Annotated in this window: 22 protein-coding genes; 9 read left to right on the forward strand and 13 right to left on the reverse strand. The window is 45.0% G+C overall.

Features of this window, described 5'->3' with window-relative positions:
- Window positions 1-29 precede the first annotated feature (29 nt).
- The 9 genes from BC343_RS23200 to BC343_RS23240 form a co-directional block, all read right to left on the reverse strand.
- Complete coding sequence (locus BC343_RS23200) at window positions 30-677, reverse strand: response regulator transcription factor (protein WP_078350194.1); 648 nt, start codon at window positions 675-677, stop codon at window positions 30-32.
- A gap of 55 nt (window positions 678-732) precedes the next feature.
- Window positions 733-2,481 (reverse strand): sensor histidine kinase, encoded by a 1,749-nt coding sequence (locus BC343_RS23205; RefSeq protein ID WP_078350195.1) that lies wholly within the window; start codon window positions 2,479-2,481, stop codon window positions 733-735.
- Window positions 2,482-2,524: 43 nt separating this feature from the next.
- Window positions 2,525-3,304, reverse strand: coding sequence for a TerC family protein (locus BC343_RS23210; RefSeq protein ID WP_078350196.1), 780 nt, complete (start codon window positions 3,302-3,304; stop codon window positions 2,525-2,527).
- 93 nt (window positions 3,305-3,397) lie between these two features.
- On the reverse strand, window positions 3,398-4,780 hold the full coding sequence (locus BC343_RS23215; RefSeq protein ID WP_078350197.1) for a DUF4097 family beta strand repeat-containing protein: 1,383 nt from the start codon (window positions 4,778-4,780) through the stop codon (window positions 3,398-3,400).
- Window positions 4,761-5,342, reverse strand: a complete 582-nt coding sequence (locus tag BC343_RS23220; protein WP_078350198.1) for a hypothetical protein — start codon at window positions 5,340-5,342, stop codon at window positions 4,761-4,763. The genes BC343_RS23215 and BC343_RS23220 overlap by 20 nt, the downstream gene beginning before the upstream one ends.
- Window positions 5,339-5,899 (reverse strand): RNA polymerase sigma factor, encoded by a 561-nt coding sequence (locus BC343_RS23225; RefSeq protein WP_143822322.1) that lies wholly within the window; start codon window positions 5,897-5,899, stop codon window positions 5,339-5,341. Before BC343_RS23225 ends, BC343_RS23220 begins: the two co-directional genes overlap by 4 nt.
- Before the next feature lie 357 nt (window positions 5,900-6,256).
- Window positions 6,257-6,817 carry an AAA family ATPase gene (locus BC343_RS23230; protein WP_078350199.1) on the reverse strand — a complete coding sequence of 187 codons (561 nt, stop codon included), beginning with the start codon at window positions 6,815-6,817 and terminating at the stop codon, window positions 6,257-6,259.
- Between the two features lie 14 nt (window positions 6,818-6,831).
- Window positions 6,832-7,455 carry a nicotinamide riboside transporter PnuC gene (pnuC, locus tag BC343_RS23235; protein ID WP_078350200.1) on the reverse strand — a complete coding sequence of 208 codons (624 nt, stop codon included), beginning with the start codon at window positions 7,453-7,455 and terminating at the stop codon, window positions 6,832-6,834.
- Window positions 7,456-7,603: 148 nt separating this feature from the next.
- Window positions 7,604-9,667 (reverse strand): M13 family metallopeptidase, encoded by a 2,064-nt coding sequence (locus BC343_RS23240; RefSeq protein ID WP_078350201.1) that lies wholly within the window; start codon window positions 9,665-9,667, stop codon window positions 7,604-7,606.
- A gap of 572 nt (window positions 9,668-10,239) precedes the next feature.
- Here BC343_RS23240 and BC343_RS23245 point away from each other — a divergent pair.
- Both BC343_RS23245 and BC343_RS23250 read left to right on the forward strand, forming a co-directional pair.
- Complete coding sequence (locus BC343_RS23245) at window positions 10,240-11,379, forward strand: acyl-CoA dehydrogenase (protein WP_078350202.1); 1,140 nt, start codon at window positions 10,240-10,242, stop codon at window positions 11,377-11,379.
- A gap of 52 nt (window positions 11,380-11,431) precedes the next feature.
- Window positions 11,432-12,667: a peroxiredoxin family protein gene (locus BC343_RS23250; RefSeq protein WP_078350203.1), complete on the forward strand. Its 1,236-nt coding sequence runs from the start codon at window positions 11,432-11,434 to the stop codon at window positions 12,665-12,667.
- A 162-nt stretch (window positions 12,668-12,829) separates the two neighbouring features.
- Here the strand turns inward: BC343_RS23250 and BC343_RS23255 are convergent, their stop codons facing one another.
- Both BC343_RS23255 and mqnB read right to left on the reverse strand, forming a co-directional pair.
- On the reverse strand, window positions 12,830-13,684 hold the full coding sequence (locus tag BC343_RS23255) for a menaquinone biosynthesis family protein (protein WP_078350204.1): 855 nt from the start codon (window positions 13,682-13,684) through the stop codon (window positions 12,830-12,832).
- Between the two features lie 134 nt (window positions 13,685-13,818).
- A complete protein-coding gene (gene mqnB, locus BC343_RS23260) occupies window positions 13,819-14,526 on the reverse strand; it encodes a futalosine hydrolase (RefSeq protein ID WP_078350205.1) in 708 nt (235 codons plus the stop codon).
- A gap of 79 nt (window positions 14,527-14,605) precedes the next feature.
- Between mqnB and BC343_RS23265 the strand changes: the two genes are divergently transcribed.
- The 4 genes from BC343_RS23265 to BC343_RS23280 all read left to right on the forward strand — a co-directional run bounded on the left by BC343_RS23265 (window position 14,606) and on the right by BC343_RS23280 (window position 20,457).
- Window positions 14,606-15,022, forward strand: coding sequence for a 6-pyruvoyl trahydropterin synthase family protein (locus tag BC343_RS23265; protein WP_078350206.1), 417 nt, complete (start codon window positions 14,606-14,608; stop codon window positions 15,020-15,022).
- A gap of 9 nt (window positions 15,023-15,031) precedes the next feature.
- Entirely contained in the window at window positions 15,032-15,670 is a 639-nt protein-coding gene (gene folE, locus BC343_RS23270) for a GTP cyclohydrolase I FolE (RefSeq protein ID WP_078350207.1), read from the forward strand.
- Between the two features lie 89 nt (window positions 15,671-15,759).
- Complete coding sequence (gene fabD, locus BC343_RS23275) at window positions 15,760-16,638, forward strand: ACP S-malonyltransferase (protein ID WP_078350208.1); 879 nt, start codon at window positions 15,760-15,762, stop codon at window positions 16,636-16,638.
- Window positions 16,639-16,710: 72 nt separating this feature from the next.
- The gene (locus BC343_RS23280; protein WP_078350209.1) at window positions 16,711-20,457 is read left to right on the forward strand and encodes an ATP-binding protein; all 3,747 of its coding nucleotides are present in this window, start codon (window positions 16,711-16,713) and stop codon (window positions 20,455-20,457) included.
- Window positions 20,458-20,514: 57 nt separating this feature from the next.
- On the opposite strand, the gene BC343_RS23285 is transcribed toward BC343_RS23280, so the two are convergent.
- Window positions 20,515-20,943 (reverse strand): single-stranded DNA-binding protein, encoded by a 429-nt coding sequence (locus tag BC343_RS23285; RefSeq protein WP_078350210.1) that lies wholly within the window; start codon window positions 20,941-20,943, stop codon window positions 20,515-20,517.
- Window positions 20,944-20,966: 23 nt separating this feature from the next.
- Complete coding sequence (mutY, locus tag BC343_RS23290) at window positions 20,967-22,037, reverse strand: A/G-specific adenine glycosylase (RefSeq protein ID WP_238381841.1); 1,071 nt, start codon at window positions 22,035-22,037, stop codon at window positions 20,967-20,969.
- A gap of 134 nt (window positions 22,038-22,171) precedes the next feature.
- On the opposite strand from mutY, the gene BC343_RS23295 reads away from it, so the two are divergent.
- The 3 genes from BC343_RS23295 (at window position 22,172) to BC343_RS23305 (ending at window position 25,120) form a co-directional block, all read left to right on the forward strand.
- Window positions 22,172-22,489, forward strand: coding sequence for an HU family DNA-binding protein (locus BC343_RS23295; protein WP_262493464.1), 318 nt, complete (start codon window positions 22,172-22,174; stop codon window positions 22,487-22,489).
- A 6-nt stretch (window positions 22,490-22,495) separates the two neighbouring features.
- A complete protein-coding gene (locus BC343_RS23300; protein WP_078350212.1) occupies window positions 22,496-23,350 on the forward strand; it encodes a tetratricopeptide repeat protein in 855 nt (284 codons plus the stop codon).
- A gap of 219 nt (window positions 23,351-23,569) precedes the next feature.
- Window positions 23,570-25,120, forward strand: a complete 1,551-nt coding sequence (locus BC343_RS23305) for an Rne/Rng family ribonuclease (RefSeq protein WP_078350213.1) — start codon at window positions 23,570-23,572, stop codon at window positions 25,118-25,120.
- Window positions 25,121-25,188 lie beyond the last annotated feature (68 nt).

Here is a 25,188-nt window from a genome sequence, read left to right on the forward strand (position 1 = left end):
CAAAAAGCATGAAAGGGTCGAGGAAAGGGTTAGGCTATACCCTGTTGACGGGCTTTTAAGATCGCTTCGGAGCGGGAAGCTACGTGCAGTTTTTTATAAATGTGCTTAATGTGGGTGCGCACGGTTTCGTAACTAATGAAGGCCTTGTCGGCAATGTCGCGGTAATTGCAGCCTTCCATCATTAAGGCTAATATCTCTTTTTCGCGGGTGCTCAGATCAAAATCGGTTTCTTCGGGTTGCACCAATATCACGTTCTGCCTCACAAAAAACTGCATTACCTTTTGTGCAATAGAGGGCGACATGGCTGCCCCGCCCTTATACACATCTTCCAGTGCCTGCAACATTTTTAGCGGCGAATCGCTTTTCAGGATATAGCCCGAGGCCCCGGCGCAAAGGGCCTTGAATATTTTGTCGTTATCGTTAAAAACGGTTTGGATAAGTACTTTAACAGTGGGTACATTATCGGTTATCAGTTTAGTGGCATCAATGCCGTTGCGGCCGGGCATTTCTATATCCATCAAAACCACATCGGGCCTGCTAAACTCTACATCGGCCAGTACCTGGTTCACATTAGCAAACGCCCCTGTACACCTAAAACCCGGCGTGCCATTAATAATGGTCTGCAAAGCTTCGCGAATGAGCTTGTTATCTTCGAATATGGCTATGTTGATTTCCATTGGCAGGGGATAGGCAGCAAATATTAATGTTTTATAAATAAGTGAACATACCTCATCAGGTGATTTTGCAAACTAAACTTATACGGGTACCTGCGCTGCTGTTTATGGTTAGTGCACCGTTGATCTCGGCTGCCCGGTTGCGCATATTCTGCAAACCGTTACCCTTGTTGGCAACTTCGGCCAAAAACCCTTTTCCATTATCTTCAATATCTATATACAAATGCTTGTCTAAAACGGCTATCTTAATGGTTAGCAAGGTGCCTTCGCTATATTTTATACTGTTATTAACGGCCTCCTTACAAATCAGGTAAACGTTTTTCCGGGTTTCCATCGGCAGTTTCAACCCGTCAATGGCCGCATCGTAATTAAAAGTTACTTTAATGTGCTTAACTGCAGCTAATTGTATGGCGTACTCTTTCAAGCGCGCTATCAATGCCGACAGCTCATCCTCTACAGGGTTTACTGCCCATACAATATCATTCAGTTTGGCCACCATTTCGGCGGCATTATCTTTTATAATATCCAGCGAGTTGTTTACGGCTACAGGCTCCGCATTCTTTATTTGCTCTTTAGTGATGTAGCTATACATTACAATACCGCTTAGCGTAGCGCCCACTTCATCGTGCAGGTCCTGGCTTATCTTACTCCTTACATTGGCCAGTTTTAAGCGCTGCAAGGCATAGTAGCGGTACGCAATAAACGCAATTACAATAAGCAATAATACCAGCATGGCAATGTACAAACGGGTATTAGCAAGGCTTTGCTTGTTTTGCGATTCGCTCAGCTCCAGCCCGAAAATAGTTTTCTCGTTTTTTAGTCCCGCCAGCAATAGCGATTGTATTTGGGTATTACTGGCATCGTAGGTAGCCTTCTGTATGGCCGACCGTAACTCCAGCGTTTTTATCAATGCTGCCGCGTGGTTGTATTTGCGGTATATTTTTACGGCATCATCCAAAAACATGGATAGGTAAAAGTTATTGGTTTCGGGGAACTCCTTTAGCAGTGCAAAGCCTTTGCCCAGTTGTGTGAAGGCCTGCGTTTTATTTTCGCTGAGCGAGGCGCAGTTGGCAAGTCCGCCGTAGCTGGTTAGCTCCACATCAAAATCGTTTCCCCCCGTTGCGTACTGCCTGCTTTGTTCAAAGTATTTAAAGGCACTATCAACATTGTGCTTTAATATAAAGGCCATGCCTAAATTTAGCGTACCGGTCGCTTCACCGCGATCTGAACCTATTTGCCGTGCCTTTTTTATAGCTAACCTGCAATAGTGTATGGCGCTATCGGGCATGTTAGATTTTTCGAAGGTTTCGGCCAGATTGCCGTAAATATGGTGCGGTTTCGAAAGCTCGATATATTGTTTTTTGTAGGGAGGTTGAATAGCGAACTTCAACCCAAGCTTAAAGTACTTTTCGGCCTGCCCGAGCCGGTTTTTGCTTAAATTGAACAAGCCGATGAAGTTATAAGCATCTGAAAGCAGCAGGCTATCTTTTAAAACTTTAGCGATGTTTTCGGCTTTGTAGGCTTCTAAAAGCCCCAAATCGTGCAGGTTGTTGTAATAATAAACTTCGGCCTGGCGCGAGGTAAGGAAGTAAGAAAATAGCGATGGCCTGCGATAGCTTACCGTTTGATAGATATTGTTGAGCCAAACCTGCGCCGAATCGTAATGGCCGGTGTTCATATATTCGTCGGCCTTGTTAAAAGCCTCTAATATGAATTTATCGTTGCTTGGTGCTTTTTTACCGTCGGTTTGTTGCGCAAATACTACGCAGGGCAAAAAGGCGAAAAATACCGCTAACCATTTCAGCATGTTTTAAATATAGGTATATTAAACCGGGCAAAGGCAAAGCACGCTAGTCCTTTTTCACTCTCGCCCGCTTTGTAGTTTTAGCGGCACGTTTTGCCTTCATCTTCAAATTCAGCATTTCAACCAAAATAGAGAAGGCCATAGCGAAATAAATATAGCCTTTGGGTATATGCTGTTCAAAAGCCTCGGCAAGCAGCGATACGCCTATTAATAACAGGAATGACAGCGCCAACATCTTCACGGTAGGGTGTTTATTTACAAAAGCCGCCACACTGCCCGATGCCCACATCATGATGCCCACGGCCACTACAACGGCGGCTATCATTACTTCCACGTGCTGTGCCATACCCACGGCGGTAATTACCGAATCTAAGGAGAACACGATATCCAGCAGCATGATCTGCACCACCGTTGCCATAAACGATTTTGGCTTTACGTTTTCCGCATCATCCTCTTCGCCCTCTATTTTATGGTGTATCTCAGCAGTACTTTTATAGATGAGGAAACAACCACCGATGATCAGTATCAGGTCGCGGCCGGATATGGCGAGTTTTTCTACCCACTCCGGGTCGGTAGCGCCCACCAGGCCCGATATATTGAATAAGGGCGCAGTGAGCTTCATTACCCAGGTGATAGAGAGCAGCAACAATATGCGGGTGATCATGGCGCCTGCCATACCTACGCGCCGGCCTTTGGCTTGCTGGCTTTTGGGCAGTTTGTCCGATAGAATGGAGATGAATATCACGTTATCGATACCCAGAACGATTTCGAGCACCGTAAGAGTAATGAGCGATACCCAGGTTTCCGGGTCGGTAAATATTTCCATAAGACATTTTGGTATGCCCCCTAAAATAGCAAAACCCCTGCCTAATTTGGGCAAGGGTTTTGCAAAAAGCCATTTTTTATGTTGTACTGCGGCTTAATTGAAGTTTACGCCGGTGTAGCTTGCGTTAATAACGATTTTGTTTGATGAGCCCGAGCTGCCTACATAGCCTTTGTAGCTTTTGGTAGACGACCAGCCTCTGTCTTCGTCCGATGGCGATTTCGAGGTAACCTTTACGCGGTCGTCGTCAAAATTAAAGCTGCCGAACTTGGTGGTAACATCAAAGGCAAAGTTTTCCAGCTGCCTAAAATCAAGGTTGATTTTGGTGAACTGTGCATCAACGTTAATGTTTTTTACCGATTTATCGATAGTGCCTATACGGAAGCCATCGCCGTATCGTACGCTCACGTCTGCCGAACCTTTAAGCCTATCGATGCTGATAGCTCCGAATTTGATCTCGGCATCTATGTTATTCACAGTACCCGCCTTCAACTTACCGTAGGCTACTTCTATGCGGCCATTGTTGAAGTTGCTGATAGAGGCATCGCCAAACCTTACGTCAACATCGTTCTGGCTGTTTGTAAGTGCTGCTACAGTAAGTGCTCCGTATGATACCTTTACGAAAGCCTTTCCCGAAAGCTCGGGCAGAGATACCGCACCAAACTTGTTCTCGATATTGATAGGGTTGCCGGCAGGCATGTACACCGTGTAGTTTATCTCGATATTCTGGTGGCCGTTGCGCCTGCGCGATTCGCCACTGTACAGGTTAGTCCTGAACGATACCGTTGAGCCAACTTTGCTGTCCTCAATGCTCGAGCCGTTCAGCATTTCGTTCACGCGGTCTTCATCGTCCGAGCCGAATTTCATCTGTACATCAACTTTAAACTCGTTCTTGTTCCAGGTGTTCACGGTTACTCTACCAAAGCTGTTGCTTATCTGCAGCAGGTCGTTGGCATCTACACTGTAGCTTTTGCTGTAGTTTTTTACCTTCTCGCTTATCTCGCCGCTGGCCACTTTCTCCCGGTACTCGGCGCTATCCATGCCCGCATGGCTGGTGCTGTTGAAGCTGCCCGAATAAGTAGAAAAACTACCGTTACCACCAGGCACCATACCGTTAAAGCTACCAGAGAAGTTTTTGCCAAAATCCGTCCCGAAGCCCTTGCCAAAATCGGCGAAGTTTTTACCAAAATCCTTAAATTTCTCTTTGAACTCTTTATTGAACTTTTTAGAAGCAATGGCCATTTTCTGCGCGCTTTTATCCATGCGCAGTTTATTCATTTGCACCTGCAGTTTGCTCATTTGCTTTTGCAGGTCGGCCATTTGTTTATTAAAAGCCTTATCGTCAAATTGTTCTGTTGATGCCTCCGGAGTTTGCGGCGCTACCGGGGCAACAGGTTTTGCCTGTGCAAAAGCCGCTGTGCTTAGGGCAATGCTTGCAATTAATGCAAACACCCTGGTGTTAAATATCCTTAGTTCCATTTTGTTGATCCTTTTTACTTTGATTAAATTGTTCTATCACACTCAATTGCTGATTTAGCACCTCGGCTTGTACCTGCAAGTTCCGGATCATTGCACGTAAAACACGTTCCTGGTTAGGGCTGGTGGCCAAATCTGTTCTTAGTTTACTATAGTTTGCCTGCATTTTAAGCAGTTCGTTATTAAACTCGTTATAAAGCTGCGGGTCAAATTTGGCAACCTTTTTCAACTGCACCTTTTTTGTTTCTACCAGCGATGCATACTGCGCCTGCTGTTTGGCATAAGTGGGGTTTATTTCGGCCAGGTTAATACTGTTATCCCCGGGTTGGCCTTTTTGGCTTTGTGTATACACGCCGAAACCTATGCCCATAACCACGATGATCATGGCGGCCACTCTTAACACGAAGCCAAGGGAGTAGGTTTTTGCCTCGCGCTTTTTTGGCTGCTCATCAGCCTCCCAGGCATCCAGTTCTTTTGAGATGTTGTTCCAGATATCGGCGCGGGGCACCAGGTCGTCAAACTCTTCCCGGTTATCGGCCATAAAATCTTCTAAACGCTTGCTCATCTTGTAATTCCTTTCCTAATTAGTATCTCGTTCAACTTTCTTTTTGCTCTTAAAAACTGGGTGCGCGATGTGTTTTCGTTTATCCCCAGCACCTGGCCAATTTCTTCGTGGTCGTACCCCTCTAACAGGTAGAGCGATAGTACCACCCGGTAGCCATCCGGTAATTCTTTCATGGCATCTTTTATTTGCGCCACTTTGTGTTGTATATCATCATCGTTCCAGGGCTCCTCGTTGGCAATATCATCCAGGTGCCCGTCTTCTATTTCCACCAAATCCAGCTTGCGTTTGCGCAGCAGGTTTATGGAGCGGTGCACCACAATTTGCTTCAGCCAAAGCCCGAAGGTAGTCTCCTGCCTAAAATCCTTCAGGCGGTTAAAAGCATCGGTAAATGCCTCCTGTAAAATATCCTCCGCTTCGGCCAAGTTGCCCACTATCCTAAAGGCAATGTTCAGCATCGCTTTAGAATACAATTTGTACAACTCGTAACAGGCCTTTTTGCTTCCCTGCTTACACTCAACTACCAGTTGATAATGTTTATCTACAAATACAGCTTCCAATTAATTGTCAGGTTTCATAGTAAATGACGCAGGGTATTTTACAACGTTGCATAACACGATGATAAATTTCAAAAATATTTTCAAAGTGGTGTAATAACACGATAAATTATGCGTTTTCACACGATTTATTTGCGACGTCTTTTTAACAGGATTAAGGGATTGATGGATTAAAACAGGATTATTTTGGGGGGATTTCACAGATTAGGGCGTGTTGATTACACCAATTATTTTCTGAACCTTGATGCGCTTGATTTTAGGATTCTCTGATGCGATGTTGTACTGATTTAAAGAACCGCCATCTTGTCTATCTATCAAATCCTGTCATCCTGTTAAACTTTTCTCATCGTGTGAATCGCTTCATCGCTGAATCGTGTTAAGGAAGCTATCCACCGCCATCACAGCATTCTCGTACCTGTCTTGTCCGGTGCCGCTAATTAGGGTGTAGTTGGCATTTAGTGCTTCCAGCTCTTTATACCAAATGGCCATAAAGTGTTCGCGCATGTGCGGGAAATCGCGTAAGGGGTCGTCTTCCCAGGGAAGGTCGATGTTGAGCAGTAGGTAAAGATCGTAAGGGTGGCGTGGTAATTCGTCCAGCACTTCCTGTGGGGATTTGCCGAACATCTCATCGCTCCAAACTTTTACAGTGATGAATGTGGTATCGCAAATAAGTAGTTTGTTGGCTTTCGGTAATAACTCCTGCTCAAGCGCCAGTTGGCCATGAAACATATTTATCTCATCCTGCCAGGTGGGCGGGGCAGGAAGCTTTTCACAATAACCACGGGCATATTCTGGAACCCATACGGTATTATAATGCTTTGCCAAAAAAACCGACATGTGCGATTTGCCGGTAGACTCGGGACCAACAACGGCTATTTTTATAATGTCGGATTTTGTATGTTCGATCTCGGAATTCTGCATTCGTTTCAATTCTCTTATTTGGCCAGTGTGGCGGCCTTATATTGCTTATTCCAATCAATATAACCTTTATACGCAATTATAAGCAAAATCACGTAGAGTAAAGCTGTTAAATAAAGGCTTTTGTATATGTACAACGGCACATAGCATGCATCTACAAATACCCATAGCGCCCAGTTTTGCAATACCTTGCGGGTCATTAAAAGTTGTGCAATAAAGCTTATCGCCGTACAGCAACCATCTACATAGGGTACATTGGTGGGGGTGAATTTATCTAATACCAAACCAAGTACCAAAGCCAGCGTTGCGGTGGCAACGGCAGTTAATATCAACTCTTTATTGTTTAGGCTGGTGATGGGTTTTTCGTCTTTTTCGGTTTTCTTCAACCAAAAATACCAGCCATACACGCTGGTGCTTAAAAAATACATTTGCAGTAAAGCATCGCCATATAGTTGATTTTCGTAAAAAACGATGGCATATGCCAGTACGCTAATAATGGCTACCCACCAATTCCATATGCTTTGCCTGGCGGCCAAATATACGCACGCAGCACCGGTAACCGCGCCAACCCATTCCAATAAAGAGGTGTTTCTTATTTCCTGAATTAAATGCTGGCCTACAGACAAGCTTAAGATGTGCATGGAGTAAATATAAGCAAGGTTATAACATTTTGGTTAGTTAACCACAAAGCCCGCAAAGGTTTTACATAGCCATTAGCACAAAGGGCACAAAGAACTAAATCTTTGTGCCCTTTGTGCTTTTTCTCTGGGACCTGTGGTTAAATGAGCCCTACCAGATTTTCACCCTCTTATCACGATCCAACCACATTTTATCGCCTTTTTTAATTTTGAAGGCTTCGTAAAACTCAGGTACATCGGTAAAAGGGCCGTTTACGCGCATAAAGCCGGGCGAGTGTACATCGCTCAGCAGTTGGCTCGCTAACGATTCTGGCCTATCGTGGCCCAACCAGCCCAAGGCATAACCCATAAAGTAACGCTGTGTAGGCGTAAGTCCGTTGATGGTTTTGCCCTCTTTATATTGTTGAGTCTTTTTAAAGGCATCCAGTCCGATAACAATACCACCAAGGTCGGCAATGTTTTCGCCGAGGGTGGCTTTGCCGTTCACGTGCTGGTCGCCAACCTTGTAAGCATCAAATTGCTTCACCAGCATTTCGGCGCGTTGGGCAAATTTCGCCGAATCCTGCGGCGTCCACCAGGCTTTCAAATTGCCTTGTGCATCGTACTGGCGGCCCTGATCGTCAAAACCGTGTGTCATTTCGTGCCCAATGGTTGATGCAGCTGCATAGCCATAAACTACGGCATCATCAATATTTTCGTCAGAAGCGCCGGGTATCATGAAGATAGCCGCGGGCAATACTATCTCGTTATTTGACGGGTTGTAGTAAGCGTTATAGGTTTGCGGTGTCATCCCCCATTCGGTACGGTCTACCGGTTTGCCCAGTTTATCGGCATTTAAATGGTGCAGGAAAACACTGGCACGCATTACGTTTTGCGCGTAAGAGCTGCGGTCGATAGTGAGGCTGCTGTAATCCTTCCATTTGTCGGGATAGCCCACTTTAGGCATTACCTTGGCCAGTTTATCATAGGCTTTCTCTTTAGTGGCGGCGCTCATCCAATCCAGTTTTTCAATGTGCTCTTTAAAGGTAGCGCGCATATCTTCAACCAGTTTCACGTAGCGTTCCTTTGTTTTTTCGGGGAAGTATTCTTTCACAAATATTTGCCCAAGCACTTCTCCCATTAAACCGTTCTCGGTATCTATCACACGTTTCCAACGAGGCAGCTGCTCTTTTCGGCCGTACAGTGCCATACCGAAGAAACGGAAGTTCTCCTCGTCAAAAGCTTTGCTTAAGTACGGGCTGGCATCACCTACCAGGTTTTTCTTCAGGTAGTTCTTCCAATCGGCAAGGGTAAATTTGCTTAGTGCTTCACTTACGGCTTTATAATATTCGGGCTGGCCTACAATAACACTATCCACCTTTTTATAGTCCATTTGGTCAAGCGTACTTTTCCAATCAATGGTTGGTGCCAGTTTGCCCAGGCCTTCAACCGCCATTTTGTTATAGTTCTTGTACGGGTCACGCAGGTCTTCCAGTTTGCGCGAGTTAGATGCCAGGAATTTCTCCAGCTCGTAGGTTTTATCGGCAGCGGCTTTGGCGGCTGCTTCATCTAAACCTATCAGTTTAAATACGATGGGCAAGTGCTTTTGCTGATAATCTGTACGGATATCAACGCTGTGCTTATCGGTATTAAAATAATAATCGCGGTTTGGCAGGCCAATGCCTGCCTGGTATAATTGCAGCATCATTTTGCTGCTATTCTTATCGTCTTGCCCAACGTAGGTACCAATAGGTGTGGGCACGCCAATGGTGGTCAAATGTGCAAACTCGGCAACCAGTGCTTTGGTATCGCTTATTTTATCTATCTGTGCCAGTTCATCCTTCAGTGGAGCAATACCTTGCTTCTCTATGTTCACCGTATCCATCCCGCTGAAATAGAAATCGCCTATTTTTTGCGTGTTACTGCCTTTTTCGGCATTGGCTTTCAGGGCATCTTCGTTTATTTTTTTCAACTTATCGCGCAGGTCGTTCTGCACCACGTTGCCAATACCCCAGCTGGAGTACGCGCCCGGAATGGGGTTCTCTTTTAGCCAGCGGCCGTTGGCATACTGGAAGAAATCGTCGCCGGGTTTGGCGGTGGTATCTATGTTTTTAAAAACGCGGTCGTTCTCGGCGTATATCTTCGCCATATCCGGAGCGGAGTTATTGCATGCCGCCAGAAGCGCTGCCGAAGCGGTTAAAAGCGCTATGGCACGGGTGTTTCTTTTTTTGTTCATTTTTTAGACGGTGTATGAAAAAAAATACAAGGTGTGTATTGTAAAGCAGATATTTTGCTCCGCATAAATATACAGAGTTTCATTTATTAACACCTATTTGCTCTTTCCGTTTGCTGCGAGAATATATTTTCAAATACTTTAAACATAAAAGTTGTAAACGCGTTCGCGCCCACACTCTCAGTTAAATTTGATGAATGTCTATAATTTCCTTATAATCAGACATTTGATTGTTTTATTGTGTCAATTGGACAATTTTGGCATTTCTTCAAAAGAAATTCGCGTTTAAACCGATATTTAGTTTAAGGCAAAAATCGTGGCTTGGGTTTTGTTAAAATCTAAGCGGTCCTGCATCATCTTATAAAAAACATAAATACATCTACCTATGTAAAAACGTTTTTTGGTGTTACAGGCTTAATTGAATTCTCAGTAGCCCAAGTTGAGATGAATTGTTCTTTTTTTTGGGTTTAATCAATAGTTTAAATTAATTAGGGGAAAAGGGAGCTTCACAAAAAGCTCTCTTTTTTTATGCCCCTAATTTTGCTATGCTTGCATATTAATTCAACATTCTACTTATGCAATTCGACCTTACCGAAGAACACCTGATGATACAGCGCGCCGCGCGCGACTTTGCCCAAAACGAATTAAAACCCGGTATAATAGAGCGCGACGAACACCAAAAATTCCCGGCCGAACAAATTAAAAAGCTTGGCGAGCTTGGCTTTATGGGTATGATGGTTTCGCCCGAGTACGGCGGCAGCGGCATGGATGCCATCTCATATTCCATTGTAATGGAAGAACTATCCAAAATAGATGCTTCTACATCGGTTGTGGTATCGGTAAATAATTCGCTGGTGTGTTACGGGTTGGAAAAATTTGGCAACCAAGCACAGAAACAAAAATATTTGGTACCTCTTGCGCAAGGGGATGTGATAGGCGCTTTTTGCCTGAGCGAGCCGGAAGCCGGCTCGGATGCTACATCGCAGCGTACTACCGCCATTGATATGGGCGACCACTACCTGCTCAATGGCACCAAAAACTGGATAACCGGGGGCAGCACCGCATCAACCTTTATTGTTATTGCACAAACCGATGTTGCAAAAAAACACCGCGGTATAAATGCTTTTATTGTGGAGAAGGGTTGGGAAGGCTTTACCGTTGGCCCTAAGGAGAACAAAATGGGCGTACGCGGTTCGGATACGCATTCACTAATGTTCAACGATGTGAAGGTTCCCAAAGAGAACCGTATTGGTGAAGATGGCTTCGGCTTTAAGTTTGCCATGGCGGCACTGGAGGGCGGGCGTATTGGTATTGCTTCGCAGGCATTGGGTATAGCATCGGGCGCTTACGAGCTATCGGTGCAGTATGCCAAAGAGCGGCAGGCGTTTGGCAAAGCCCTTGCCGACCTGCAGGCCATACAATTTAAACTGGCCGATATGGCAACCGAAATAGAAGCCGCCCGCTTGCTGTGTTACCGCGCCGCGTGGCTGAAAGATAACCACTTGCCATATGCCCAGGCAGCATCAATGGCTAAGCTGTTCGCGTCAGAAACCGCTATGCGTACTACAATAGAAGCAGTACAGATACATGGTGGCTATGGTTACGTAAAAGAATACCACGTAGAGCGCCTGATGCGCGATGCCAAAATAACGCAGATATACGAGGGGACATCGGAAATTCAGCGTATCGTCATTTCCCGAGAACTTTTGAAATAGTTGGCTGCTTTTACTACTTTTGGAAAGTATACAAAATTAGTCGACATTTTTTATGGTTCGTAAAATCATATTCGGCGCAGCATTATTGGCTTCGCTATCAAACATAACTTCGGCACAAACTAAACTGGCTACCGGCACCTGGCGCGGAGCTTTAAAAACCGCTACTGGTAATGAGATACCTTTCAATTTTGAAGTAAGCGGCAGCGGTAAGCAGGAGTTATCCATCATCAACAGTACCGAGCGTTTTAAAGTGCCGGGCGTAACTGCCGTTGGCGATTCGGTATTTATCAAAATGCCTTTGTTCGATTCGGAGTTTAAGTTGAAGCAAAGCGGGCAAACCCTAACCGGGCAGTTTATTAAACACCTCGGCGTGCGCGATGTTGCGCAGGAGTTCACCGCAACCGCCAATACCAACTACCGCTTTTTTAAGGATGCCGAAAAACCGCAACATAATATAAGCGGGCGCTGGTCGGCAGTGTTTGGCCAGGGCGGCGACAGGGATACTACCGTGGGTGAGTTTAAACAAGTTGGCGCAAAAGTTACCGGTACATTTTTAACCACCACCGGCGATTACCGCTTTTTAGAAGGCACTTTAGCCAGCAACCAGCTTTACCTAAGCTGCTTTGACGGCGGGCATGCCTTTTTGTTTACCGCAAAAGTTGCCGATGATAATACCCTGAGCGAAGGCAAATTCTTCTCGGGGCTAACAGGTACCGATGTTTGGGCAGCCGTGCGTAACGAGAACGCCAAACTGCCCGATGCTTATTCGTTAGCAGCGTTAAAACCGGGCTACAAAAAACTGGCATTTACCTTTAAGGACCTAACCGGTAAAGAGGTTTCGCTGGAGGATGAGCGTTTTAAAAACAAAGTGGTCATTATCCAGATAATGGGCTCCTGGTGCCCCAACTGTATGGACGAAACCGCCTATATGGTAAATTACTACAAAAAATACCACAAAAAAGGCGTGGAGGTAGTTGGCCTGGCGTATGAGCGTACCACCGATTTCGCCAAATCGCAGAAGTCGGTTACGCAGATAAAGGATAGGTTTAACATTCCGTACCCGCTGCTGATAACCGGCTATACCAGTAATAAAGTAGAAACTGCCAAAAGCTTGCCCATGCTAACTAAGGTAGTAGGCTTCCCAACCACTATCATTATCGATAAAACAGGCGACGTGCGCAAGATACACACCGGCTTTAGCGGCCCCGGCACCGGGCATTATTATACGGAGTTTATTAGTGAGTTTGAGAAGCTAACGGACGATCTGCTGGCAGAGAAAGCTTTGTAATTAAACCCAACGTCATCTCGAATTTATTTCGGGACCCCATACGGCAGGTATTGAATATGCAAAGAGCCTTTGCGTTGTGGCTTGTATGATGGGGTTCTGAAACAAGTCCAGAATGAGGATTTATTATTATCCCTCAAATGCCGATGTCCTCACCGGCATTTTTTATGCTTCAACGGGCGGGTTCAGAAACAGATCCTCGTTAATAGACGGGATAATACCTTTCTCCAAAGCAGTATCGAACAAAAGTTTCACGGCTTTTTTGCCCTCTAATCCCAGATCGACAGAGAATTTATTAACGTAAAGGTCAATGTGCTTATACATTACCTCTTCGCTCATTTCCTGGGCGTGCGAGCGGATGTATTCTAAGCCTGATTTCGGGTTGGCAAAAGCAAACTCTACCGAGCGTTTTAACACGCGGTTTATTTTATGTTGAACATCCTCCGGTAAATTGCGGTTGGCCACAATGCCACCGAGCGGAATTGCACAGCCCGTGCGTTTTTCCCAGTAATCGCCAAGGTCTATCACTTTGTGTAAACCCTTATCCTGGTAAGTAAAACGATTCTCGTGTATGATGAGGCCCAGGTCTACTCTGCCATCCAACACAGCATTTTCTATGTCGGAGAAAACAAGCTCTTGTTTATTAGTAGCCTCCGGGAATGCTAAACCGAGCAAAAAATTGGCTGTGGTGTATTTGCCGGGAATGCCTATCTTAAGCGATGAGTTTTGTTCAAGTTCGGAAACCGAAAATGGTGTTTTCGATATCAGCATCGGCCCCACACCAAATCCTAACGCACTGCCTGCATCCAGCAATATGTACTTATCAGCAGCATACGCAAAGGCATGGTAGCTCAGCTTGGTAATATCCAATTCGCCGCGAAAGGCTTTTTGGTTAAGTGTTTCTACATCATCATAAAATACCTCAAATTCTAATCCTTCGGTATCTATCTTATGATGAATAAGCGCGTCGAAAATAAAGGTATCGTTAGGGCAGGGCGAAAAGCCAATGGTAAGTTTCATAAGCGTGTTATAAAGCCCCCTAAAAAGTATTAATATAGAATAATGAATTTCGAATACCCAATACCGAAGTTTTAAACTTCATCATTCGGCGTTCAGGATTCGATATTTCTATAACCAACTGCTTTTGCTTACCCTTAGGAGGTCTTTGGGGTTATGGTATTCAGCAGGTCGATGGCAAATGTATCCAGATTTTTCACGGCCAACCCTATGCGCCAGTTATCCCGGTTACGTTTTTCAACATAATTTGACACTGCCCTGATCTGTAGGCATGGCACCCCCGCCTGCCGGCAGGCGTAAAAGAAGGCCGCGCCCTCCATGCTCTCCAGTTGCGGGTTCATGCGCTCCATAATTTTCGCTATCGAGGCATCTTCACCGTGCACGGTATTTACTGTAATAGAGCGTACCTGTTTAAGATTTTTGTATTTGGCCGCTGCTTTGCTGCCCTTTAAAAGGTTAGCAATAGTTTCCGATGCTTTAAACATGCTTTCGCCCAGGCCCATCAGGCTGATGGGTAAAAATGCCTCGGCATCTTCGGCACCCAGTTCAGATAAGGCGTCATCCACCACCTCTACAACTTCGCCCAGCTCAATGCTGCGGTCGAAACTGCCGGCAATGCCCAGGTTTATGGCAAGGTCGTACTGATTGGTAGCCAGCTCTTTACCTATGGCAAAGGCGGTTGCCACCATGCCCACGCCCGTAATTAACAGCGAGTGGGAATCATCGGTTGTGGTAGAACTTGTTTTAAATATGTTCTTTTTTTCGGAGTCGGAAATTCGGAAGCCAAAATCTAAAATAAACCCACCAACTTCCATTCCGGTTGCCGCTACAAACAAAATGCGCATATTTCAAATTTATTTCAGCCACTAAGATAAAACAACTCAGCTATTTTTGTTTTGTATATTTGCACCATTAATTGCTATGATGATACACATTACGCGCAAAGAACATTTTAACGCGGCACACCGTATGTACCGCGAGGAGTGGAGCGCTGAGAAAAATGCCGAAGTGTTTGGCAAATGCGCCAACCCTAACTGGCACGGGCACAATTACAACCTTTATGTAACTGTAAAAGGTGAAATTACCCACGCAACAGGCTACCTGATAGACCTGAAAGAGCTTAAAGAGATAATAAACGAATATATTATCGATAAGCTTGATCATAAGAACCTCAACTTGGATGTTGATTTTATGAAGGGCAAAATGGCATCTACCGAGTTGCTTACCATTGAGATATTTAACCAGTTGAAGGGCCCTATAGAGGCTTACCCGGGTGTATTTTTGCATTCGGTGCGTTTGTTTGAAACCGAAAATAATTCTGCCGAGTACTTTGGCGAATAAACCTGAATAATGGATAACGATAACAACATTCCGGACAGGGATGCGGGCATAAACGGCTACCAAAAGGTTGACCGTTACAACCCCGAACTGATAAAACACCTGTCGGACAATTACCTGGATGTATTAAAGCATATAGGCGAAGACCCTACGCGCGATGGTTTGCTGAAAACCCCCGAGCGTATGGCCAAGGCTATGCTGTACCTTACCCACGGCTATGATCTGGATGCCAAAGCCATACTGGATTCGGCCATGTTTAAGGAGGATTACAGCCAAATGGTAATTGTGAAAGACATTGAAGTATACTCGATGTGCGAGCACCACATGCTGCCCTTTTTTGGAAAAGCGCACGTGGCTTACATACCCAACGGTTATGTAGTAGGGCTGAGTAAAATACCTCGCGTGGTGGATGTGTTTTCGCGCCGTTTGCAGGTACAGGAACGCCTCACCAACGAGATACGCGATTGTATACAGCAAACCCTGAACCCGATAGGTGTAGGCGTGGTAATAGAGTGCCGCCACCTGTGCATGAGCATGCGCGGCGTGCAAAAGCAAAACTCGGTAACCACCACCTCGGCATTTACCGGCGAGTTTTTAAAAGAAAAAACAAGGACGGAGTTTTTAAACTTAATTTCGAGCAGATTAAGTTGAGCCCCCAACCCCCTGAAGGGGGAGCAGGAGCATAAACGAAGTATAATTATTAACCAATAAAATTCCCCCTTCAGGGGGTTAGGGGGCTTATGAAAGCATACATTTTCCCTGGGCAGGGTGCCCAATTCCCGGGTATGGGTAAAGACCTTTACGAGGCCAACGAACAAGCAAAAGAGCTTTTTGAAAAAGCGAACGATATTTTAGGCTTCCGCATTACCGATGTAATGTTCGAGGGAACCGAAGAGGACCTGAAACAAACCAACGTAACCCAGCCGGCTATATTCCTGCACTCGGTTATTTTGGCAAAAGTTATGGGCGAATTTGAGCCGGAAATGGTTGCAGGCCACTCGCTGGGCGAATTTTCGGCCTTGGTTGCTGCCGGTGCTTTATCTTTCGAAGATGGTTTGCGCTTGGTTGCTGCCCGTGCTAACGCGATGCAAAAAGCCTGTGAAATACAGCCGGGTACCATGGCTGCTGTATTAGCTTTGGATGATTTTACTGTAGAAGATATTTGCCAGCAGGTGAGCGATGTAGTGGTTCCGGCTAACTACAACTGCCCGGGCCAGTTGGTGATATCGGGCAGTATTGCCGGTATCGATGCTGCTTGCGAAAAATTATTGGCTGCCGGAGCAAAACGCGCCATGAAGCTTAACGTGGGTGGTGCTTTCCACTCTCCATTGATGGAAGCTGCTCGGGTAGAACTGGAAGCTGCTATTGTAAACACTGAGTTTAAAGAGCCGGTTTGCCCTATCTACCAAAACGTAGATGCAAAACCACACACTGCTGTCGACGAAATAAAACACAACCTGATAGCCCAGTTGACCGGCCCCGTACGCTGGACACAAACCGTAGAGCAAATGCTGCGCGATGGCGCCACTTCGTTCACCGAAGTTGGCCCGGGTAAAGTGCTGCAAGGTTTGGTTAAAAAGGTTGATAAAACCGTGCCTACAGCTGCCGCCGTATTATAAAGTTAAGAAAGCAAAACTAAATACCCCCGTTGTAGTTTTGTTTGTGGTTAATTTTTAGCTTTATAAACACCTTTGACTACAGCCGGAAAAATACGCGCTTTACTGGGGCTTTTGTTCGCCAGTTTACTCATCACTGCAATAATTGTTGAGAAAACGTATTCGCCTGCAAATAACTTGGCGCAAACCGCCCAGGTGCTGGAAGATAACCTGCACCAGCGCGAGCAATATGTTTACAACCTTATAAACGATAAGGAAACTTTCGCGCTTATTAAAAATATGCCCTCGCGGCAAAAAGAGGCGCTGCAGTTTATTAATGATAACACGCTCCAAAAAAGTATTTGGCTGATAACGTTGAAAAACGGCCGGATAAATTTTTGGAGCGGTGCTAAAATTATCCCCGATAACCCCCTCCAGCTCAAAGAGGGCAGCTCGTTCATCCGGTCGGACAATGGCTATTACGAAGTTATCAAACGCACAGAAGGTGATTTTACAGCCATCTTCTTCATCTCGGTAAAAAACAGGTATTCTTTCCAGAATAAGTACCTGCAAAACACCTTCACCAACGGACTTACCGACGATACCAATATTGATATTGCCGACTTTACCGACAAAGGCGTATACGCCATACACGACTATAAAGGCGTGTACCTGTTTTCGGTAAAGCTGGTTAACGGTGGTGTAAACAACCGCTTCTTTTACTTCGAGCTCACAATATGGATAATGGCTATGCTAAGCCTGTGCGTATTTATCCATGTAATGATAACCTACCTGGCTAACCGTGGGCTGGTATATCTTTCAACCCTAACACTGGCAATATTTATTGTAGCATTCAGGTTTATTAACCTGCACTATGGCTGGCCCAGTTTTACCCAGCCCTTGCGGCTCTTTAATCCGCAATTGTATGGCTCCAGCAGTATTTACCCTTCCCTTGGCGATTTTTGCCTCAATATACTCGGCATCAGTTGGTTTATAGCCTATGTGTATAGCCTGCGGGCTAAACTTATAAATGGCCAGCCCGGTAAGGTAGCAAGCTACTTTATCTTTGTACTGTGTTTTGCGGTGTTGGTTGCAACCTCGGGAAGTTTGCTACAGCTGTTTTATGGGCTTGTTAACAACTCTAAAATAAGTTTCGATGTAAATAACGTGCTTAACCTATCTGTTTACAGTATGGTAGGCGTGCTGATGCTTTGTTTCAGCTTTATGATATTTGTGTTGCTGAGCGAAGTGGTTTTAACTATTTGCGCAAAACTAAGCATCCCGCTCAAGCAGCAGGGCATTTTGCTTTTGGCGGGTATAGTTATTGTTACGGGCCTGGTTGCCTGGTTTGACGAGTTTACTCTGTTTTATATTTTATGGGCCATACTGGTGCTATCGCGCGGGTACGACTATGCGTATGGCGACCGCAGGTTTACAGCGGTATCTTTCCTTATCATCGTATTTATTTGCGCCATTATCTCGTCGATAAAACTTTATCGGTTCGAGGCTGATAAACAACGGGCCATAAGCCGCGTGCTTATTCGCCGGTTGGAGATACCTGATGATGTTACGGCCGATACGCTTTTTAAAAAGATAGAGAAAAGCATCATCAAAGAAAAAGCGATAATCCAGTATTTTAAAGGGGGACTGCATACAAACGATTACCTGGCTTCGCGTCTGCAAAAACTCTACTTTGATAGGTACCTTTCTAAATACGAATTTAAGATACACGAGTTCGGGCTTGATGACCAGCCCCTCTCTGCTGCCGATACTGAATATCCGCTTGATGTATTTAAGGATATGGTGCAGTACAGCTCGTTCAAGGTGTCGGATTATTTTTACCGCGAGAACGAATCCTTTGGCTTTCAAAGTTACTTTGCCATACTCCCGGTAATTGATGGGGAGGATATGCTGGGCACCGTAGTAATTGAACTGAAAGCACGCCCGCTACTTGCCACCGGCACTTTCCCCGAATTGCTGATAGATAAAAACGATAAACCCGAAGACGAGTTTAAAGATTACTCTTATGCGTTTTATACCGATAATATGCTGATAGGGCAAAGCGGTAATTATGTATATAGTGTAACCAATAAAACCTTTAAAGGCGAAGTAAAAAAATATACCACACTGCTTACCCCAGGCAGCCGCCCCGGCTTTTTCGATCGCTTTACACAGTACAGCCACCTGCTTTATAAACCCAGCAACCGCAACCTCATAGTAGTTACCCGCGAAGAGAATAGGGTAGCATCTATTGTTACGGCGCTTACTTTCTTTTTTGTGGTGATATTGGCCTTTGCAGGCCTTGTGTTGCTGGTGCGCCTGTTGTGGATAAAGGTGAAGATATTCAACATCAACAACAACCGCATCAATTGGAGCTTTAAGTGGAATTTTGATAAGCTGCTATATAAAACACGTATACAGTTTTCGATGATATTTGCCGTGGTGATAACTTTGGTATTAGTGGGGATTATCACCTTCGTATCTATCAGTACGCAATACCAAAGCCAGCAGGATAAAAATATCCGTACCAAGCTGATGCAAATAGCCGGCGTATTAGAGACCGGCACTATTAATAATTACACCGGCAACATTAGCGAAGAAGCCCGTGTAGCTTTTGATAAACTGGCCGATAATTACAATACCGACTTAACCCTGTACGATCTTGATGGCCGCGTGCTGATATCAACCCAGCCCAAAATTTACGATTACGGCCTGCTTGCCCGCCGCATGAACGGCCGCGCCTATATTGCCTTAACCGACGAGCAGAAATCGGAATTTGTGAACGAGGAGCGTATAAGTAAACTCACTTATAAAGCAGCCTACGCCCCGTTACGTAATGGCAACCACCAACTGGTTGCCTACCTGCAATTGCCGTATTTTGCTAATGCCGTGGAGTACACCGAGCGCATTGGCTCGCTGCTAAACATCATGATAAACGTATACGCCCTGGTTTTTATAGCCATTGGGTTGTTTGCGGTAATTATTGCAAGGCAGATAACCGCCCCGCTCAATTTTATACAATACAACCTCAGTAAAACTATTTACGGTAAAAAGAACGAACCCATAAAATGGGAGCGCGACGATGAGATAGGGGCTTTGGTAAAAGAATATAACAACATGATAGCCGCGCTGGAGAACAGCGCTCACAAGTTGGCCCAAAGCGAACGCGAAACCGCCTGGCGCGAAATGGCCAAACAAGTTGCTCACGAAATTAAGAACCCGCTTACGCCATTGAAGCTGGGTTTGCAACTTTTGGATAAATCGTGGAAGGATAAAGACCCTAAGTTTGATGCTAAATTCGATCGGTTCAGCAAATCATTTGTGGAGCAGATAGAGAGCTTATCAAACATCGCATCAGAGTTTTCGGCCTTTGCCAAAATGCCCGATACACGGATAGAAAGCATCAACTTGTTCGAGATGCTGGGGCAGGCTGTTATCATTTTTAAGCAGATGGATAACGTGAGCATCGTTATGATGCCGCCCCCGGCGCCGTTCTTTATAGCTGCCGACCGCGACCAATTACTGCGCTGCTTTAACAACCTGCTCAAAAACGCCATAGAGGCTACACCGCCCGAGCGTAGTTGCCTTATTGAGATAAACTTTTTGGTAACCAGTAAAAACGTGCTGCTTACCATAAAGGATAATGGCAACGGCATCCCCGAAAACATGCGCGATAAAATATTTGAGCCGAACTTTACCACTAAAAGCTCAGGAACCGGGCTGGGACTTGCCTTTGTAAAAAACTCTATAGAAAATGCCAGCGGCAAAATATGGTTCGAAACCAATATTGGTGTGGGCACTACATTCTACCTAAATTTCCCGGCAGAGAATACGGGCGTTTAAGGATAAAAAAAGCCCCGCCGTTGCCGGCAGGGCTTAAAATAATTTAAACTTATCAGGTTAAAAGGGGAGGTCTTCAGTATCGTTACCCTTGAACGCATCAGCGTCAACGGAATTTGCTTTGCTGTTGCTACGTGGTGGTGCTTCGTTCTCAAAATCGGTTTTGCGGCCGAGCATAGTAAAGTTTTCGGCCACTACCTCGGTGGTGTATTTTTTAATACCCTCTTTATCCTCAAAAGAGCGGGTGCGTAGTTTTCCTTCTATGTAAACCAGTTTTCCTTTTTGTAAAAATTTGGCGGCTACGTCTGCAAGCCCCCTCCACATTACAATATTGTGCCATTCGGTTTGTTCTACTTTTCGGCCATCTTTATTAAACGTTTCAGAAGTAGCTAACGGAAAGCTCGCCACGGCCACGCCGCCTTCCAAATGCCTTACTTCCGGGTCCTTTCCTAAATGACCAACAAGTATTACTTTATTAATTCCAGACATGCCATAAATTAACGAAGAATTATTTAGAAATTAAAAAAATCTTTTATAAATATAAAAATACGCTTCGGCATAGCTAATTTATTTAAATTATCAACCTTGGTGTAAAACCAACCCGGTTGCAGCTTTTCAGGCTGTCCGTTTAACACAATAAATCTGATGAACAATTGCTGGTGCGTTAGCACATGCTTGATTTCAGGTTCAATATTCCTGATAGCTATACCATTGCCGTATATTTGTTGTACATCCGGAAGTTCAAAAAGTTTGTGCGGCTCAACAGTCCCATCGGTTTCAATAAGCGGCAGATCGTACATATTGGCCCATATATCGGTTTCGCCGCGCTTGTTCAGCAATACCTTGTCGCCCTCTGTAATTAACAAATAGTTAAAATATCTTTTGCGCACTTTAACTGTTTTTAGTTTTACCGGCAGCGATGTAGTTGCATTAGTTTTAAAAGCCACACAGCCCAGCCTTATGGGGCAAATACCGCAGGCGGGGTTTTTAGGTTTGCAAAGCATGGCACCAAACTCCATCATGGCCTGGTTATGTTGGGCGGGACGCTCATGGTCCAATACCTCGTTGGCAAGTTGTTGAAAGAGCTTTTTCCCTTTGGGCGAATTAATGGGTTCATCAATGCCAAAATAACGCGCCAGTACGCGGTAAACATTCCCGTCCACCACGGCACGAGCCTCGTTGGCCGAGAATGATGATATGGCGGCGGCCGTGTATTCGCCAATACCTTTTAGTTTAATAAGCTGCTCGTAAGCGGTAGGGAAAACACCATTATAATGCTGCTGCACCAGTTGTGCTGTTTTTAACATGTTTCGGCCGCGGGAATAATAACCCAGCCCTTGCCACAGCCGTAATATATCATCCTCGGGCGCGGCAGCGAAGTGCGAAACAGTTGGGTATTTATCGGCAAACCGTTCAAAATAGGGTAGCCCCTGCTCCACTCGAGTTTGCTGTAATATAATTTCTGATAGCCATATAATGTATGCATCAGTGGTGTTGCGCCAGGGCAGATCGCGTTTATTTGCCTCGTACCACCCTATCAATTCTGCCGAAATATTCATCTGCAGCAAAGATACTTTATCCATCTCAGTATCATAATTTAAGCCTATTAAAGCCCTTTTGGCAGCTGCACAAAAAAAATGCGCCATTTATTTTAATCTTTAAATTTAAAGCGATACTTTTGCAACCCCAAAACAGTTAAGTATTTATACAATTTTTAATAAAGAAACAGGATATGACCAAGGCAGAAATTATAGCTGAAATCTCTTCTAAAACAGGTATCGAGAAAGTGGACGTGCAGGAAACTGTTGAAGCGTTTTTCAAAGTAGTGAAAAGCTCAATGGTAGGCGGCGAGAATGTTTACGTAAGAGGATTCGGTAGTTTTGTTGTTAAGAAAAGAGCCAAGAAAACCGCACGTAACATTTCAAAAAACACTGCCATTATTATCCCCGAGCACTTCGTGCCAAGCTTTAAGCCAGCTAAAACTTTCGTAGAAAAAGTACGTACAGGCAACAAAACTGCTAAAGCAGTAAAATAATAAGCTATGAATAAAAAACAGATAGCCGTTTGTGCCATAGTAGTTGCTACTATGGGCTATTTGTACCTGCAGCCTGTTAAAGGTATTGTAAAATCTGAGCAGGCAGGCGCGCGCCCGGCGGCAGCAACCGCTACCGACGCCAGCGCAAAACCACAGGCACAATTAACCGTTGCTTCGGTTTCGGCCGCAGCAAAACAAGCTTTAGATGCTGAGCAAGTAAAGCAGATACAGGATGCCGAGGCTCAGCTTAACAGCGCAAGCCTTGCAGCAAAACCATCTGCACAACGCGCTTTGGCAGCTTTATGGGATGCAGCAGTGCAACCCGCCCCGGCAGCTTTTTACTATCAGGAAATTGCCAGGCAAACCAATACGTTTGAAGACTGGGTGAATGCCGGCAACCGTTTTAACGAAGCCGCCAAACGCTCGCAAGACCCGAACGAACAGGTAGCCTTAAGCGCGCAGGCTACAGAAGCATTTCAGAATGCTACTAAACTGAAGCCTGAAGACCTGGAAGCAAAAACAGGCTTAGGCGTTGCCATGGTAAATGGCGGCGGCATGCCTATGCAGGGTATTACTTTACTGCTCGAGGTAGTAAAGGCCGACCCTAAAAACCACTCGGCTTTGCTCAACTTAGGCATGTTTGCCATGAAGAGTGGGCAGTACGATAAAGCGGTGGGCAGGTTTAAAACCATGATAGCCATAAAAGAAGAGCTTGAGCCCTACTTTTACCTGGCCGAAAGCTATAAACAGCTTGGCCAAAAACAAGAAGCTATTGCAGCTTACGAAAAATGCAAGCAACTAATTGGTGACGCTGCTGAAGCAAGCCGGATAGATGAATTTATAAAGGAATTAAAAAAATAAATCACACTTAAAAATTATTATTATGCCAAGCGGTAAAAAACGTAAAAGACATAAAATGGCTACCCACAAACGTAAAAAACGTTTAAGGAAAAATAGGCACAAGAAAAAATAAGCTGTTTAAATAGCTTATAGTCCCACCCAACCGGGTGGGACTATTTATGTTTATTTTTTTCCCACCACGCGGTGCTTACGGCACTGTTTTAAGAAATGGAGTAGCAATTGATAAAAGAATTAATTATCGATTCATCCCCCAACGGGGCTACTATTGCATTATTACAAGACAAACAACTTGTAGAACTCCATAAAGAGCAAATCACCAATAATTATACTGTTGGAGATCTGTATTTGGGCCGCATAAAGAAAATTATGCCGAGCCTGAATGCTGCTTTTGTGGATGTTGGCTACGAGAAGGATGCCTTCTTGCATTACCTTGATTTGGGCCCGCAGGTGCAAAGCCTGCTTAAGCTTACCAAACAGGTACGTAGCGGGGGATACCAATCTAAGCTATTAGACAACTTTAAGCTGGAGGCGGATATAAACAAAGGGGGCAAGATCTCTGATGTTTTGGCCAAAGGTGTGCTTGTGCCGGTACAAATTGCTAAGGAGCCCATATCAACAAAAGGGCCCCGTTTAAGCAGCGACCTCTCTATTGCGGGCCGCTATGTTGTATTGGTGCCTTTTTCTGAAGTGATATCTATCTCTAAGAAAATTAAAAGCAATACCGAGCGCACACGCTTGCGCAAAGTTGTTGAAAGCATTAAACCCAAGCATTTCGGTGTTATTATACGCACCGTATCTGAAGGGAAGGGTGTGGACGAGTTACAAAAAGACCTGCTGGATCTGATATCCAAGTGGGAAACTTTTGTTACAAAACTCCACGGTACCGAGCCTTCTAAGAAAGTTTTGGGCGAGATCGGCAGAACATCAACTATCCTGAGGGATATTTTGAACCCGGATTTTCAGCACATTTATGTGAACGAACAAAGCATGTATGAAGACGTAAAATCATACATACACGAGATATCGCCCGAGCTGGAGGGTATTGTACGTTTGCATAAACATAAAGAGCCCATATTTGAGCATCACGGTATCGAGAAGCAAATTAAGGGTGCATTTGGCAAAACCGTAAACCTTGCAGGTGGCGCGTACCTGGTAATTGAACATACCGAGGCACTGCACGTAATAGACGTAAACAGCGGCAACCGCACGGCCAATAAAGAGAACCAGGAAGAGAACGCCTTCCAGGTGAATAAAGAGGCCGCACGCGAAATTGCCCGCCAGTTACGCCTGCGCGATATGGGTGGTATAGTGGTTGTCGATTTTATTGACATGCACAAGCCGACCAACCGTAAGGAACTGTTCGATTGGTTGAAGGCCGAAATGGCTCACGACCGCGCCAAGCACACCATATTGCCGCCGAGCAAGTTTGGCCTGGTGCAGATAACACGCCAGCGTGTGCGCCCCGAAATGAACATTGTTACCAGCGAGATATGCCCCGCCTGCCACGGCACCGGCACTATCCGCCCAACCATTTTGCTTTTGGATGATATTGAAAACAACTTCAACTACATCCTGGAAGAGCAGAACGAGAAAAACATTACCCTCTGTGTACACCCATACATTGAGGCCTACATTAAAAAAGGTTTATTTAACCGCCAGATGAAATGGTACTTTAAATACAACCAATGGATAAAGGTGAAAACCAACCCGGCTTACCAGATAACCGAGTTCCACTTCTTCTCATCGAAAGATGAAGAGATCAAATTATAGATGCAGATGTGCAGATTTTAAATGTGCAGATATGCAGATGAAAAAAGAGCAGGTGTTTTAATTAACAT

Source organism: Mucilaginibacter pedocola, from assembly GCF_002013915.1.
Classification (GTDB): domain Bacteria; phylum Bacteroidota; class Bacteroidia; order Sphingobacteriales; family Sphingobacteriaceae; genus Mucilaginibacter; species Mucilaginibacter pedocola.

Bases quoted from the DNA above. Each gene is read 5' to 3' on its own strand.
- BC343_RS23200 (WP_078350194.1), bottom strand. From the start codon at position 677: ATGGAAATCAACATAGCCATATTCGAAGATAACAAGCTCATTCGCGAA.
- BC343_RS23205 (WP_078350195.1), bottom strand. From the start codon at position 2,481: ATGCTGAAATGGTTAGCGGTATTTTTCGCCTTTTTGCCCTGCGTAGTA.
- BC343_RS23210 (WP_078350196.1), bottom strand. From the start codon at position 3,304: ATGGAAATATTTACCGACCCGGAAACCTGGGTATCGCTCATTACTCTT.
- BC343_RS23215 (WP_078350197.1), bottom strand. From the start codon at position 4,780: ATGGAACTAAGGATATTTAACACCAGGGTGTTTGCATTAATTGCAAGC.
- BC343_RS23220 (WP_078350198.1), bottom strand. From the start codon at position 5,342: ATGAGCAAGCGTTTAGAAGATTTTATGGCCGATAACCGGGAAGAGTTT.
- BC343_RS23230 (WP_078350199.1), bottom strand. From the start codon at position 6,817: ATGCAGAATTCCGAGATCGAACATACAAAATCCGACATTATAAAAATA.
- pnuC (WP_078350200.1), bottom strand. From the start codon at position 7,455: ATGCACATCTTAAGCTTGTCTGTAGGCCAGCATTTAATTCAGGAAATA.
- BC343_RS23240 (WP_078350201.1), bottom strand. From the start codon at position 9,667: ATGAACAAAAAAAGAAACACCCGTGCCATAGCGCTTTTAACCGCTTCG.
- BC343_RS23245 (WP_078350202.1), top strand. From the start codon at position 10,240: ATGCAATTCGACCTTACCGAAGAACACCTGATGATACAGCGCGCCGCG.
- BC343_RS23250 (WP_078350203.1), top strand. From the start codon at position 11,432: ATGGTTCGTAAAATCATATTCGGCGCAGCATTATTGGCTTCGCTATCA.
- BC343_RS23255 (WP_078350204.1), bottom strand. From the start codon at position 13,684: ATGAAACTTACCATTGGCTTTTCGCCCTGCCCTAACGATACCTTTATT.
- mqnB (WP_078350205.1), bottom strand. From the start codon at position 14,526: ATGCGCATTTTGTTTGTAGCGGCAACCGGAATGGAAGTTGGTGGGTTT.
- BC343_RS23265 (WP_078350206.1), top strand. From the start codon at position 14,606: ATGATACACATTACGCGCAAAGAACATTTTAACGCGGCACACCGTATG.
- folE (WP_078350207.1), top strand. From the start codon at position 15,032: ATGGATAACGATAACAACATTCCGGACAGGGATGCGGGCATAAACGGC.
- fabD (WP_078350208.1), top strand. From the start codon at position 15,760: ATGAAAGCATACATTTTCCCTGGGCAGGGTGCCCAATTCCCGGGTATG.
- BC343_RS23285 (WP_078350210.1), bottom strand. From the start codon at position 20,943: ATGTCTGGAATTAATAAAGTAATACTTGTTGGTCATTTAGGAAAGGAC.
- mutY (WP_238381841.1), bottom strand. From the start codon at position 22,037: ATGGATAAAGTATCTTTGCTGCAGATGAATATTTCGGCAGAATTGATA.
- BC343_RS23300 (WP_078350212.1), top strand. From the start codon at position 22,496: ATGAATAAAAAACAGATAGCCGTTTGTGCCATAGTAGTTGCTACTATG.